This window comes from Rhodoferax sp. RT5P35 (genome assembly GCF_056521385.1).
On the sequence record NZ_JBWMAX010000009.1, the window covers coordinates 55,738 to 70,035 of the forward strand.

12 protein-coding genes are annotated in these 14,298 nt (G+C 63.6%); 3 read left to right on the forward strand and 9 right to left on the reverse strand.

Going from position 1 to position 14,298, the window contains the following annotated elements:
- The first annotated feature begins 5 nt into the window (after positions 1-5).
- On the forward strand, positions 6-608 hold the full coding sequence (locus AC097L_RS15320) for a 5-formyltetrahydrofolate cyclo-ligase (RefSeq protein WP_479587399.1): 603 nt from the start codon (positions 6-8) through the stop codon (positions 606-608).
- Positions 609-829: 221 nt separating this feature from the next.
- On the opposite strand, the gene AC097L_RS15325 is transcribed toward AC097L_RS15320, so the two are convergent.
- Positions 830-1,816 carry a LysR substrate-binding domain-containing protein gene (locus AC097L_RS15325; protein ID WP_479587400.1) on the reverse strand — a complete coding sequence of 329 codons (987 nt, stop codon included), beginning with the start codon at positions 1,814-1,816 and terminating at the stop codon, positions 830-832.
- A gap of 109 nt (positions 1,817-1,925) precedes the next feature.
- Here AC097L_RS15325 and AC097L_RS15330 point away from each other — a divergent pair, with 109 nt between their 5' ends.
- Entirely contained in the window at positions 1,926-2,426 is a 501-nt protein-coding gene (locus AC097L_RS15330) for a DUF2917 domain-containing protein (protein ID WP_479587401.1), read from the forward strand.
- Positions 2,427-2,634: 208 nt separating this feature from the next.
- On the opposite strand, the gene AC097L_RS15335 is transcribed toward AC097L_RS15330, so the two are convergent.
- The 5 genes from AC097L_RS15335 to AC097L_RS15355 all read right to left on the reverse strand — a co-directional run bounded on the left by AC097L_RS15335 (position 2,635) and on the right by AC097L_RS15355 (position 11,361).
- The gene (locus AC097L_RS15335; protein ID WP_479587402.1) at positions 2,635-3,441 is read right to left on the reverse strand and encodes a DODA-type extradiol aromatic ring-opening family dioxygenase; all 807 of its coding nucleotides are present in this window, start codon (positions 3,439-3,441) and stop codon (positions 2,635-2,637) included.
- A 120-nt stretch (positions 3,442-3,561) separates the two neighbouring features.
- Entirely contained in the window at positions 3,562-4,986 is a 1,425-nt protein-coding gene (locus tag AC097L_RS15340; protein WP_479587403.1) for a Dyp-type peroxidase, read from the reverse strand.
- Entirely contained in the window at positions 4,983-6,860 is a 1,878-nt protein-coding gene (locus AC097L_RS15345; RefSeq protein WP_479587404.1) for a cytochrome P450 family protein, read from the reverse strand. The genes AC097L_RS15340 and AC097L_RS15345 overlap by 4 nt, the downstream gene beginning before the upstream one ends.
- 48 nt (positions 6,861-6,908) lie before the next feature.
- Positions 6,909-10,997, reverse strand: coding sequence for an ATP-binding protein (locus AC097L_RS15350; protein WP_479587405.1), 4,089 nt, complete (start codon positions 10,995-10,997; stop codon positions 6,909-6,911).
- Positions 10,998-11,016: 19 nt separating this feature from the next.
- Entirely contained in the window at positions 11,017-11,361 is a 345-nt protein-coding gene (locus AC097L_RS15355) for a 2Fe-2S iron-sulfur cluster-binding protein (protein ID WP_479587406.1), read from the reverse strand.
- A gap of 109 nt (positions 11,362-11,470) precedes the next feature.
- On the opposite strand from AC097L_RS15355, the gene AC097L_RS15360 reads away from it, so the two are divergent.
- A complete protein-coding gene (locus AC097L_RS15360; RefSeq protein WP_479587407.1) occupies positions 11,471-11,998 on the forward strand; it encodes an N-acetyltransferase family protein in 528 nt (175 codons plus the stop codon).
- Positions 11,999-12,208: 210 nt separating this feature from the next.
- Here the strand turns inward: AC097L_RS15360 and AC097L_RS15365 are convergent, their stop codons facing one another.
- From AC097L_RS15365 to AC097L_RS15375, 3 genes are all read right to left on the reverse strand, one after another.
- Positions 12,209-12,871: a Crp/Fnr family transcriptional regulator gene (locus AC097L_RS15365; protein ID WP_479587408.1), complete on the reverse strand. Its 663-nt coding sequence runs from the start codon at positions 12,869-12,871 to the stop codon at positions 12,209-12,211.
- 95 nt (positions 12,872-12,966) lie between these two features.
- Positions 12,967-13,635, reverse strand: a complete 669-nt coding sequence (locus AC097L_RS15370; protein ID WP_479587409.1) for a helix-turn-helix transcriptional regulator — start codon at positions 13,633-13,635, stop codon at positions 12,967-12,969.
- 155 nt (positions 13,636-13,790) lie between these two features.
- Entirely contained in the window at positions 13,791-14,279 is a 489-nt protein-coding gene (locus AC097L_RS15375) for a hypothetical protein (RefSeq protein WP_479587410.1), read from the reverse strand.
- Positions 14,280-14,298: the final 19 nt, after the last annotated feature.

Genomic DNA, 14,298 nt, shown 5'->3' on the forward strand with positions numbered 1-14,298 from the left:
GGATTATGGACAACTCAAACACCGACAAAGCCCAGGACAAAAAAGCCCTGCGCGAGGCACTCATCGCACAACGCCTGGAGCTGCCCGACCGCATGGAGCGGTCCGATTTGCTGCAACGCGTGATGCGCATCTGGCTTGTGGGACGCCCCGACACCGTGATCGGGGCCTACTGGCCCATCAAGGGCGAGTTCGATCCGCTGCCTGCCCTGCACCGCTGGAAAGAAGACGGCGAACTGCTGGACGGCCCGCAGCTCAAGCGCATCGGCCTGCCAGTGGTCAACAAGCTGCACAAAACCATGACCTTCCACGCCTGGTACCCCGGCTGCCCCATGGAAGAAGACGCCTACGGCATCCTGAAACCCAAGGCCACCGAGCTGGTGCAGCCCACTCTGCTGTTCGTGCCCTGCGTGGGCTATGCGGCGGGCGGCTACCGGCTGGGCTACGGCGGCGGCTTTTACGACCGCATGCTGTCCACGCTGGAGCCCAAACCCTTCACTGTGGGCTTGGGCTTTACACAGGGTTACCTGGACGACTTCGAGCCCGAAGCGCACGACGTGCCTTTAGATGCCATCCTGAATGACAACGGGGTGGTGTGGCCTGTGGGTTGATAACACCCCCAGGCTTGCTCACTGCGTGTAGCAGCGCCAACCCCCTTGCAGGGGGCAACAGCAGCAGCCTGGCAAAGCCAGTTCTGCGCTGTTCGCGAGGGGGCATCGCTTCGCTTGCCTTGAGGGTGGCGGGGTTGCGAATGTTCGAATTTATAAAGAAATGGCCGCTAGCGCATATTTCACCTGCGCAAGTAGCTATTTTTAATATAGCAATCACGCTTTCAGTCGAAATGGTCCACGGTGTCCGGGTCCGGCGCATCGCCGATCGCGGTGCGGGTGGCCTGGGCCTGTAGCAGCAGCCAGGCGCAAAAGGCCTTGATTTCGGGCCGGGCGGCGCTGCGCGGGCCCACCACCAGCCAGTAGGCCATGGGCGAGTCCAACCGCATGTGGGGCAGTATTTCCACCAAATCGCCGCTGGCCAGGCTGTCGGCGATCAGCGGCATGCGGGCCAGGGCCACGCCTTGGCCGGTCAGGGCGGCCTGGGCGATCTGGTGCGCGTAGTTGAAGTGCATCCAGCGCTTGGGCTCCAGTTTGTGCAGCTTGTGCATTTCGAACCAGCGCTGCCAGGTCAGCCATTCCAGGTGCTGGGTGCGGTGTGAGTCGCCCGCTTCCAGCAGTGCGAAATGGGCCAGGTCTTCGCCGCGCAGCAACTTTTTGCCGGTTTTCAGCAGCCAGGGGCTGGCCACGGCGGTCAATTGCTCGCCAAACAGTCGCACCGCGCCCGCCGGTACGGTGTCGGGCCGGGCGTAGCGCAGGGCCAGGTCCACGTCAGCGGTGTCCATGTCTACCAGGTTGTCGGTGGCGTCGATGCGGATGTCGATGTCGGGGAACTCGGTTTGGAAAGCCTCCAGCCGGGTGATCAGCCACATCGACGCAAACGACGCCCAGGTACTGATGGCCACGCTTTTGCGCCCGGCGCTGCGCCGAACCATGCGCACCGTGCTGTCCAGCTGCTCCAGGGTTTGGCCCACGGTGCGCATCAATTGCGCGCCCGCGCCGGTCAGCTCCACGGCCCGGGTGTGGCGCAAAAAAAGCGCCACGCCCACCTCGTCTTCCAGCGCCTGGATCTGGCGGCTCACGGCCGATTGGGTCAGCGACAGCTCTTCGGATGCGGCCCTAAAGTTCAGCAGCCGCGCCACGGCGGCAAACGCGCGCAACTGGCCGACTCCGATGGGGCGGGTGCGCAAATGGGTTTGGGTGGTCTGCATTTTGATTCATGCGGTTTGGGAATCAATAGCCTAACCCGTTTTCATTGGACCCGATGGTCTATCGCAACGATGATTCACATCCAAGCAGTTATTTTTCAAGGAGTATTCCATGGCCCAATTCCGCACTCAGCGTAGCTTTTCATCGTCCCTCCCCCTGTCCGCAGCGGCCCTGACGGAATGCTGGAAGCTGGACGCGGGCCTGGCTAGCACCTTCCAGCCGCGCCAGGCGGGTGTGTTCCGCGTGGCCCAGGGGGAGGTGTGGGCCACGGTCAACGGCATGCAGCACGGCGAAACCGAGCTGCCGGGCGACCACCTGCTGAAGGCGGGCGACAGCTTGCCGCTGCAAGTTGGTCAGCGTCTGGTGGTCGAGTCGTGGAACCCGGCGGCCAACACCCCCGTGTACTTCAGCTGGGAACCCGTGGCCGAGGTAGTCTGGGATGGCCGCCGCGAGGCTTCCAGCGCCGGTGCCCAGTGGCGCGGCGGTGTGGTGCAGCCTAGCCGCGACCTGGTGCAGGCCCTGCGTTCGGCGGCGGCGGCGGCCAGTCGGCTGGTGCTGGGCCTGGTCGGCCTGGGCGACTACCTGGTGGTGGGGCGCGGTCGGGCTGCTTGAGCCTACTGCTCCTAAATAAAGAGCTTCCAGTGCAGGTGCTACCTGCGCTGGAAGCTCTTTTTACTTGAGGATGCACACCCCCAGGCTACAGGTGCTGCGCATCTTTTCGCCAACCCCCTTGCAGGGGGCAACACCAGCAGCCTGGCAAAGCCAGTTCTGCGGTGTTTCTGGTGGGTGTGCCTTCAGCCTCTTGCTAAGAGTTGTGCCTCTATGAGGCATCAAATCTGAAGCTGGAAACGGTGATGCCGCCGAAGACGTTGTCTTCGTGGTACACGCAGGTGGCGGTGTCGTTCTCTGCCGCACCCATGGCCACCATCAGCGGGATCAAATGTTCTTCGCGCGGGTGGGCGATGCGGGCGGCGGGGGCGGCGGCCCAGTCCAGCAGGCGGGCTTCGCGTTCGGCGGGGCTGGCGGCCACCACGGTGTCTTGCAGCCACTGGTCAAAGGCCATGGACGGGGCCTTGCCCGGCGGGCCAAACTGGCGCAGGTTGTGGTAGCTCACGCCGCTGCCCACGATGAGCACGCCTTCGTCTCGCAGCGGGGCCAGGGCCCGGCCCAGGGCGATGTGCACGGCCGGGTCCAGCCCGGTTTTCAACGACACCTGCAGCAGAGGTACATCCGCCTTGGGGTACATCACCACCAGTGGCGAAAACGTGCCGTGGTCAAAACCGCGCTGCGGGTCCAGCCGAACCGGCAGACCGGCATCGGCCAGCAGACCCTGGATGCGCACGGCCAACTCCGGCGCGCCGGGGGCCGGGTAGACGACCTTGTAGGTGTGCGGCGGAAAGCCGCCGTAGTCGTACAGCATGCCGGGGTGGGGGTTGGACATGACGCTGAAGGCGTTTTCCTCCCAGTGGGCTGAGACCACCAGAATCGCCTTGGGTGCCGCGTACTGGCGCGGCATGTCGGCCAGCGAGGTGGCCAGCCCGCGCATCGCCTCGCGCATGCTCTCCATGTACGGCCACGGCCCGCCGCCGTGGGAGATGAAATAGGTGGGCAGGGTGGTGGTGGTCATGGTGTGCGGTTGTGCTATGGCGATACCGTATTACACCCGGTTCATCGACCGTACGCAGGACATACGCTGTATGCTATATAAAATGTAGCATACAGCGCAGGTGAAACATGCGTTAGAGGCCTATTCGGTACTTATTCCATCGGCCAGCATGCCCAGGGTGGGCAAGCTGGGGAAGAAGCTGTACAGCGTGCCCTTGGTAGTGACAAACGGCGTGAAACCCCGAAGCTGCGGGTTTGGCGCGGTGGCGGTGGGGATGTCGAACACACCGCCGTTGCCTTCGTGGTTGCCGACGATCGGGTCCTTGGCGGTGCTGGAGTTGGGCACGCCGAAAGGGTTTTTGTTGCCCCATTCGGCCAGCAGGTGCTCAAACTGGTCCTCCAGGCTGGCGCAGAAGAACAGGCCGAGCAGGCCGCGTTCGGCCTGGGGGGCGGCGGCGACCGTAGGGCCGTAGGGAATGCCGCGCCGGATCAGCGGGCGTTTGCGCACCGGCACCACCGGGTCTTCGCGCGGGTTCATGCGGCGGATGTGCGCGCCGAAGGGGCAGCCCAGGCCTTGCGGGTCGGCGGTGAAGTCGAAATCGTTCAGGCCGGCACGGGTGCTGGCTTTGGGGCCAGTGGGTGGTTTTGGCGGTGTGGCTTGCTCGGGCGTGATGACCTGGCCGTCGTGCCAGCGGCCCAGCAGCTTGGCGCGCACGGCCTCTGGCAGGAGGGCGCTGCTGGCCTGGCTGTGCACAAAGGCATCGAAGGCCACAGTGTCCTGGGCCATTTTGCGAAAGGCCGAGAAGCTGCCATTGGCAAAAAACTGCCGCACTTGCGCCGATTCAGACGCGATCAACCAGCGGTTGTAGCCATCGTTGTTGCGGTAGCCCAGCAGGAATTCGCCCGGGGGCTGCAGCTTCTGCGCTACCTTCAGGTCGGCGTGGCCAGGGGTGTGGTGGTGCAGGCCGTCGATCAAGGGGTTGGTGATGCCGTCCAAAAAGCCAAAGTGTTCGCGCCGGGATTTTTTGTTGTGCCCCAGGTGCCCACCGTCGAAGGGCTGGGCCCAGCCCTCGGGGGCAAAGGCCGGGCCCGCCAAGGTTTGCAGGGTGGTGGTGCAGTGGTCCAGCACGGCAGGGTCATCGGCATGCAGGGTCACAAACAGGTGGGCGCTGGCGTGCTGAAAGGCAGGCTCCCATTGGGCGGCGGCGCTGGGTCCGGTGTCGGCCAAGCGGTGCGAGGCGCGCGGGGCCGCGCCTTCGGCAAAGGCGGTGGCACGGCTCTGGAACAGGCGCAGGTAGCGCGTGGGCAGCTCCATCGCCTCTAGGCCGGCAAAGGTAAAGCCGATGCCAATGGGGCAGCGCTGGTGTTGCAGCAGGGACTGGGCCTGGTCGCGGGAGTTGCTGGCGTTGACCACCCAGCCTTGGTCCAGCAGGCTGCGTACAAACTGGCGCGCCGCAGCGGCCTGGGCGATGCGCAGCAGCAAGTAACGGGTGTGGTGGGTGTCAAAGCCGTTGACCACCAGGTTTTGCAGGTGGGCGGGGTTGGGGGCCGGGTTGGGGGCGGTCATGGCATGCCCTTGGTGGCGCGCTGGATGTCGTCCACCGTGCGGTGGGGGTAGGCGCTGTAGAGGTAGCCGCCCACCGGGGCCTGGTTGTAGCGGCGGATGGTGTCCACAAATTCTTTGGGAAACTCGGCCACCGGCAGGGGCGGTGCGTTCTGGATGTGTTCCAGCAGTTGGTCGAACAAGGGGCCGACGTGCAGCGCAAAGTGTTCGATGTAGGCATCAAAGTCGCCGTCGAACACGGTGTGCAGGGCCAGTTCGCTGTCGTTGTTTTGCAGGTTGAACCAGGCAAAGTGCACATGGCGCGACTGCTCCAGCCGCAGCTCGATGCGCGGTGCGCCATAGGCAATGATTTTCTTCACCATTTCCGCGTGCTCGGAGAGCGGGGTTTTGATGGGCATGACCACGTTCAGCGGCTGCTGGATGATGGTTTTGTCCACGGTGTACTGCAGGGGGAAACTTTCGCAGTTGAAGCCCCAGCGCTTGGTCAGCGGCTTGGGGTCGGCGGTGCGGTGGTCCAGCACCCGGTCCAGGCCGGGCAGCCGCAGCACTTCTTGCACCACGTAGCGCACCAGCGGCAATGCCAGGTGCTGGCCCAGGCACTGGTGCAGGTAGCGGGTGGCGGGCTCGTTGTCGGGCGGGCCACCAAACACCAGCGGGTCGTAGGCGGTGGTGCCGGGCCGGAAGCTGTGGAGCTGCTCGGCCCCGTCTTGGCGGGTCGCCGCGCCGACGGCCAGGATGACGATGGCATCTTTCGGAATCGCCAACCCAGGCGCATCGCCAAACGGGTTGGCTTGCAGCAGCTTGCGCGGCAAAAAGGGGGCGGGTGGTTGCAGGCGCAGGGCTTCCATGACCATGCCTTGCATGGCGCCTACAGCCGTCGGATCGGTGGGGTGGGCCGCCGCGTGGTGGGCGGCGGCAATGGCTTGCGGCAACAGGTTCAGCTGGAAAAACTGGCTCATGGCAATCGACACGCTGGCCTGCACATTGCCAATGATGCCGGCAATCGCACCCACCACAATGGCCGCCAGTTCGGTGCCCGAATACGCCCCGGCGATTTTGGCCAGGCGTGGCAGCACCGGCTCAAAGTGGGCCAGCGCGGGGTGAAAGGCTTGCAGCTCGGCCAATTCGGCTTGAATGGTGTGGGCTTCGTCGATGTCGGTCCGGCTGATGGGGTTTTGGTATTGGTCGATCAGCAGCGCCACCCGCACCAGCAGCGCGCCCATGCCGCCCGAGGCTTCCAGCAGGGTGCCGGGCGAGGTCACAAAATGCCGTGCAAACATCTGGTAGCTCATGCCGGCGTAAGCCATGCGCGTAGTGCGCTCCAGCAGCGCAATGTCGGCCTGGGCAAAGCCAAACAAAAAGCCCACAAAGCGCAGCGCGGCCTGCTCGGCCAGCGTGGCCAGGTCGAAGTAGCGCGATTTCAGGGGCAACGTGCTGGCGGCCTTGTAGGCCACGACCGACAGCACGCCGATGGTGCCCGTGTCGTATTTGAAGGCCTGCATCGCCAGCTTGCGTTGGGCCAGGTGCTCGTCGGTGGCGGGCGTGGGTTGGTCTTTGTCCAGCCCCAGCATGAAGGTGCCGCTGCCCAGCGCCAGGTAGGGTGCGTTGCTGAAAAAAGCGGTGTCGGTTAGTGCACGTTCGATGTGCGCGCGCTGGGTCAGCAGGTAGACGGTTTGGTGGTACTGCGAATTGCCGTCGTCAGTGGCGCGAAACTTGGTATCGGCACGGCTGGTAAAGGGCAGCACCTGGGGGGTGCGCAACAGCTCTTGGTACAGGGCGGCGCGTTGGGTGTCGTCACTTAGCTGGCTGAAGAGCAGGTGGTTTTGGGGGTAGGGCGCGTTGCCGAGCGCATTGAAAGCCGTGAGATGCGGTGTCATGGTTGTTCCGTCGTGGGTGCCGTCCCACACGGTTCCTGCCACGCATGCTCAGGCGGGTGTCAAGTCGTTGTGGGCCGATTGCAGGTGTTGCAGCAAAGCGCTGGCAGCCTGCACGTCGCGAGTGTAGAAACCTTCGATTACGCCGTCATACTCTATTTTAAGGACGCGCTGGGCATCGGCGTTGCGGCCCTGGCTGGCCCACAGATGGGCCAGGCTGGTGGCACTGCGCAGGGCCGCCGCCGGGTGGTGGTGGCTGTGGGTAAATTCCAGCGCACCCAGCAGCCATTGCTGGGCTTCCTCTTGGCGGTCCAGGCCGTTCAGGCGGCTGGATTGCAGCATCAGTTCGCCGGTCAGGCGGCGCACTTCGGCTTCGTGGTAGTGCTCTTTGTAGTGGCAGACCAGGTCAAAGGCTTCGGCCAACAGGGCCAGGCCTTCGTCGGGCCGTCCGGCCAGGGCCAGACCCTCGGCCTGCATGGCCAAGTACAGCGGGCGGGTGACGATGGCCCCGGTGGCCAGCCACTGGGTGTAGGCCTGGCGCATTTCCAGCACCCCGGCTTCCGGGTCGCCCAGCTCGGCCACCAGGCGGCCATGCAGCAGCTGGGCATACGACAGCCACATCGCAAAGCCGCCCTCGCTGCAAATGTCGCGGGATCGCTTGGCGCAGTGCAGGGCCTGGGCGTGTTCGCCGCGGAACAAATGGACCGATGCACAAAACGCATACGCCTCGGCCATGCTGAATTTATGGTCGAGCTGCTCGGCCATGGCCACTACCTTGAGCGCACGCTCCAGGGCCTGGTCGGCTTTGCCCACCTCCCACAGCGCCCAGGCCGAATAGCACAGGCACATTACACCCGGGTCCTGGACCATGCGCGGGTGGTGCTGCAGCTGGCCATAGGCAGTCAGGCAGGTGTCCATGTGCTCGATGGCGACGGCAAATTCACCCTGGTGGAACAGGATGTTGCCCACCGCCCATTGCAGCTGGATTTTGCGCATCGGGTCGGCCGAGTCGGCCAGCACCACGGCGGCTTGCCGGGCGATGACGTGGGCCCGGCCAAAGTCGGCGCGCATGAAGTGGTAGCCCTCCAGCCCCAGCAGGGTTTTCATCTGCGCGGCCTCGTCGCCTGCGCGCTGGCAGAGTTCGGCCGCGCGTTCGTAGGCGTGGCCTACCGGGTCGGCCCCATAGCCCTGGGTGGTAATGAGCTGCCCGGCCAGCATGAGTTGCATGCGCAGCTCGGTGCGGTCGCGCTCGGACGCCGATGGCAGCCGCGCCAGCAGCGCGAGCCCGCTGCGCAGGTGGTTGATGGCCTCGATATGGGCCGAGCGGCTGGCAGCACGGCGGGCCGCGCGTTCCCAGTATTCCAGCGCCTGGACATCGTTGCCCGACTGGCCAAAGTGGTGGGCCAGCAGCTCGGGGTGGGTTTGCGCCATATCGGGGAACTGCTCGCGCACTACGTTGGCAATGGTGCGGTGCAGGCGCTTGCGGTCGCGCTCCCACAGGGATTCATAGGCTGCGTCGCGCACCAGTGCGTGCTTGAAGAAATAGCGCGGGTTGGCGGCATCGCCTTTTTCAAGCACCAGCCCGGAGCGGACCAGCGCCGCCAACTGGGCGGGCAGGTAGTTCAGGCCGATCGGCGAGGTTTCGTGGGCCAGCACGGCTTGCAGCAGTTGCAGGGAGAATTCACGCCCCATGGTGGCACCTACCTGGGCTACTTGCTTGGCGCTGGCCAGCCGGTCCAGCCGGGCCATCAGCAGGTCCTGGATGGTGGTGGGCACGGTGAAGCGGGCGGCCAGGCTGGCATCCAAGCTGTTGGGCTGCACGCCCAGGTCCATCAGCATACGGGTGGATTCTTCGATAAACAGCGGCACACCGTCGGCCTTGTCAGCCAGCAGTTGCACCATGTCGCCGGGCACGGCACAGGGGCCGCAGGCGGTCAAAATCATGGCCCGGGTGGCGGCGGCCGACAGGCCTTTGAGGGGCACCTCATGGACCGCAAAACCGAGGTCGTGCGGCGGGGCAAGTTCCGAGCGCAAAGTCAGCAGCACCAGCAAGGGGGATTGCGCGCCCTCGGCTATCAGGCGGTGCACGCATTCGCGCGTGGACGGGTCGATCCACTGCAAGTCTTCCACCAGCAGGCAGAAAGCGCCATTGCGGGACTCAAATACCAGCCACGACACCAGTACCTCCAGCGTGCGCTGGCGTTGCTTTTCGGCCGATAACTGCACCGGTGGCAGGTGGCCGTCGGTGGCAACGGACAACAGGCTGGCCACCAGCGTCAGGTCGCCGTTTTGCACGTTGTTGGGCATGCGGGCCTGGATGCGGGCGAGCTTGGCCTCGGTAGTGTCGTCGTCTTGCAGGCGCAGTCGGCGGCGCAGCAGGTAGATTAGCGGATGGAAGGCGCTGTGGGTGTGTTCGGGCGTGCAGCGGAATTCGATGGTGCGGTGGCCGCGCGCATACAGGGAGCGGCGGAACTCACTGGTCAGCCGCGACTTGCCTATACCCGCTTCGCCGGACACCAGTACCGCCCGCAAGCCGCTGGTTTGCACGCCTGACCAATGTGATTCGATCAGTTGCAGCTCGGCGTCACGGCCCACAAACGGGGTGCGCTGGGGAGCGGTCTCGGTCCGGGGCATGGCGTGGTCGCGTACTTCGGCCAGCACCTCGTAGGCACTGGTGGCCAGCGGGAAGCCTTTGAGCTGCGGCAGGTCGGTGAGCCGCTCAAACACAAATTTGTCTTTGACGATTTGCCGCGTCGAGTCGCTGGCCACCAAGGTGCCGGGGCGGGCGATGGACTGCAGCCGCGCCGCCAGGTGCAGCGACACGCCAATCGGCTGGCCGGCCTTGACCACCACATGCCCGGTGACTACGCCCACCCGCACCTGCACACCCAACTGGGCCACCGCCTGCAAAATCTCCAGCCCGGCGCGCAGTGCCCTGGCCACTGAATCCTCGTAGGCCAGCGGTACGCCGAAGTAGCACATGATGCCGTCGTCGCCCTGCGGGTCGTCGGACATACCACCCCAGCGGGCCACGATGCCAGCACAAGCGGCGTGGTAACTATCGAGCATGTCGCTGTAGCGCTCGGCCCCCCACAGCCCCAGCAATTGGGTGGAGTCCACCAGGTCGCAGAACATGGCGGTAACCTGGCGCAGGTTGTCGTCCAGGCCGGGCCGGTCGGCGCTGGGCCGCAGCACCAACGCGGCTTCGCCATACAGTGCGGCAGCCCAGGGGGACGCACCGCCATATACACCGCTGGCGTGTTGGTTACCGTTTACCCGCGCCTGGCGCACGGCTTCGCCCAGCGGCAGGCCTTGGAACAGGCCCTGGTACATCTGGTACATAAAGTCTAGATGGCCAGGCGCGCCACAGTGGCCCTCGCATACCAGTACCGGCGCGCCCCGTCGGCAGGCCAGGTGCAGCCAGGGAATATGGGCTTGCGCGGCGGCGAGCGTGGCATGGTCGAACACCAGCAATTGGGCCGTTTTAGCCTGCCGTGCGATGTCCATCCAGCCCAAAGCGGTGGAGTCTCCCAAGGGGGTGGGGCTGAACTCCATCGGTCCTATGCAGTGCACCACATCGTGGTCGTCGGCCAGCCGCAGCAAGCTGGCCCGGTCAAGCGATTGGGCCTGCTCGGCGGTGAGGGTGGTCAGGGCCAGGCCTGCGGTCAGCTGGATGCTGCTGGCCAGCTCTGCGCCATAGGCACTGTGGACCGGCGTGCTGCCCAGGCCTTGCAGTAGCAGCACGCGCAAGGTCTCGCGGTGGGCCACCAGCCGCGCAGTGGGAACCAATGTGGCATCGGACAAGATGCGCCGGGTGGTCTGGAATTTTTCGCCCAGGTAGTGGCTGCCGTCAAACGCCATTTCCCAGGGAATGTCGAGCAGGTTGGCATCCAGTTGCAGGCACAGGCCGCGCGGGGGGCTGTGCATTAAAAACTGGTGGATTTTCTCGGGGAACAGCTGTGCGCTGAGGCGGGTCCCCAGTGCGATCGGGTCGGCCAGAGGCAGGGTTTGCAGAAATCCGTTGGAAAGTACTTTGCTGGCGATGTGGCCGATGGCACGCCCGTCGCTCAGGGCCATGGAAATGACCGTAGCTTCCAGCACGACAGTCAGGGTCAGCGATGGCGTGTCCGGGGCGTGCACAGGCGGGTCCGGGCAAGCGTTATGCCGTGGCAAACGGGGTCGGTGGAGTGGCTGGGGCCTGTCCGGGCAACTGCAGCACGACGTCGGATACCGGGTAGGCCACGCAGGGCAGGATGTAGCCTTCGGCCTTTTCTTCGGCGCTCAGACCCGGCCAGGCGATACGGTAGGCCACCTGGCCACGGACCAGCAGGCAGATGCAGGTGCGACAGGTGCCATTGCGGCACGAACTGGCCAACCGCCGACCCGCATGCTCGGCCGCCAGCAACAAAGGCAAATCAGGTGGCGCATCAAACTGCGCATCCTCGGGTGCGATCTGGGCTTTGTGGGCTGTATGGGCTGTAAAACAGGCGGTTTCGTATCGCATAGGTAAAGCCGAGTTTAGTCGGAGGCTCCGGGGGTGCCAATACCAGCGCGTTTTGCGGCGACAATCCTGGTCCCCCAAAATATTTTCGTGTCCAGGCCTCTACTTTCCCATGACCAGTCCTTTTACCGTTGATGTCCGCCCCGCCGTCTTGAAAGAGGCCCAGGCGATCGCCGACCTGCACGTCAGTGCCACCGCTTCCGCTTACCAGGGCTTGGTGCCCGATGAGCACCTCAACACCATGCCCGCCCCCAAGCGCTTGGGGTTGTGGCGCGATGCCATCGAGTACGGCGACCCGCAGGTACAGGTGGCTTTGGACGGCACCAAGATCGTCGGCTTTGTCGGCTTTGACCGTTCGCGCGACAAAGGCACCAAGAACACGGTTGGCGAAATCTGGTCCATTTACGTGGCAGAAAGCCACTGGGACAAAGGCGTGGGCTTGGCGCTTTGGGATGCCGCCCGCGAAGCCCTGGTCGAGGAGGGCTGCACCACCGTCACCGTGTGGATTCCGCTGCGCAATGAGCGCGCCCTGCGTTTCTTTGATCTGGCCGGCTTCAAGCGCGAACTCAACACCGCCAAGACCGTGCCGATGGGCGACATCAAGATCGAAGAGATCCGCCTGAAACGTGCATTGGACTGATTTGCTATACTTTGCATAGCATAATGCGTATGCAGAATAGGCGCTAGCAGCTTAAAACGCATACAAACTTCTAAAAGACACGCCTTCCAGAAACACCGTGGAACTGGCTTTGCTAGGCTACTGGTGTTGCCTCCTGCATGTCGTATCGGCTTTTCAAGCCGATACGAGGGGGGTTGGCGAAAGACGCGAAGAACTGCAGCCTGGGGGTATTCACCACCTCGCTGGTAGGGGCTGTACCAGGACGATCTGGCGTTTCTCGATTTGCACGTAGCCGCCGTTTTCCAAGTCTTTCAGAATCCGGCTGACCATTTCGCGGCTGCAACCGGTGCGGCTGGCGATTTCCTGGTGGGTGATGCGCTCGGTAATGCGCTGGGTTCCGTCGGGCTGGAGTGTGGCCAGGTTTTGCAGACACTGGCTCAGGCGGCCGTACACGTCCACAAAGGCCAGGTTGCGCGCACTGTTGGTCGCCATGCGGGCGCGGCGAATCACTTTGGACAGCAAGTCCAGCGCGAATTCGGGGTGGCGACCAATAAAACCCAATAGCGTGGTGCGCGTCAGCAGGGTGCAGACGGTGGGCTCCAGTGTCACCACGTTGGCCGAACGCGGCCCGCCGTCCAGCGCCATTTCGCCAAAATAGTCGCCCGGGCCGATCACGCCAAAGGTGATTTCCTTGTCAAAGTCGTCAGTGCAGTACACCTTGACCCGGCCTTCCACCACCACAAACAGCGTGTCACCCGGATCGGCTTCGTGGATCAGTACGGTGCCCTTGCGGTAACGCCGTGCCTCGCCCAAAGGCACCAGTTCGCGCAGCAGCTGGGGCTGCACGGGATCGTTGCAAAAAGCGTGGGTGAGGGCGTTGAGTGGAGACTGCATGGCGTAGAGGTGCGCACGTTGCGCGCACGGAGTCTATGCCATTACGGTACAGATCTTTACATGGACAAAGAATTTGGGCTGGTTGGGGCTCTTGGCTAGTGCTGTACAGCGGCCATGTGCCGGGCCATCGGCGGCAGGATGGACACAGTTTCCACCAACTGGCGGATGGTGTCGCAACGGGTTTTGATGCGGATGCTGCGCAACTGGCTGCGCACAGTGGAAATTTGTACGCCGTGGTGGGTGGCGATTTCGGTGGGCCGCATGCCACTGCATACCGAAGCCAGCACATTGCTTTCGGCGCTGGTCAGGCCGCGCTCGCGGGCGAAAAGCGCCATCGTCGAGCTGTCACACAGTTGCTGTTTGGCAAACACCAGCAAAGCGTAAGGGGCCGCACCGGGGGCGTTCAGCGGCACCAGGGCGACACTGGTGGTGCAATCCTCACCACCGAGGCTGATCAAGGCGCGCACCCCGGTCTGGGCGCGCAGCAGCGCATGCTCCAGCTGCAGTGTGTCTGCGCGCAGCAGGGTGTTGAGTCGCCCGTCCAACATGCACAGACCACTGCGCAGGCTGCCGGGGCTGTTCAAAGCGTCGTGTGCCAGGCGGTTGGCAAAACGGATCTGGCGCGTGGCCATGTGGACTAAGGCCAGACCGTAGTCCATTTGCTCCAGCACGCATTCCATCAGGGCCAAAGTGTCGGACGGCTCGGGCTCGTTGATGTAATTGATGGCATCTGCAGCGAAGGATGAAGGTGCGGTATTCAGCATGGCGTAGTCCCAAGGGAGCCTGCTGGTCCTGCGACATGCAGGCTGGCGTAAGAAGATGCAAAAGGAGATCGGTTTGCAGCACGGCTTGCGCAAGCATAGGCATTTGGATTGATTTTGGGCTGGTATTCAGGCCACTGGAATTTGTGATGTATGCACTAAAAATGCGGTTTAGCTTTGCACCAGGTGCGTACGTGTGAACAATCGGCATTTGCAACACTGTTGCAAAGGGAGAATGTATGCCGCTCGACTTTGCCCGCTATGACGACCTGGTCCACCGCATTTACGATGCCGCCATAGAACCTAGCCACTGGCCGGATGCGATGGAAGGCATCGCCGATGTGTGCCAAGCAAGCCGCAGTTTGCTGTTTACGCCTATGCACAATCCAGAGCAGGGTGGTTTCCTGCTTTCGCACAATATTTCGCAACATGATGTGGAGCTTTGGGCTGCCAAGCATATGTATCGGGATCCGTTTTTGCAGGTTGCGCAAAATCGCAATCTGATTCGAGATGGCACAGCCTATAACGGTGTCGACTTGATACCGCACGATGTGTTGGTGACTACCTCTTTTTACCGTGAATTTTGGGCGCCACAAGACATAGCGCACATCTGCTTTGGTTTCATTTTTGATGGGACGGATGCGCACAAGTTGCCTACCGCGCTGT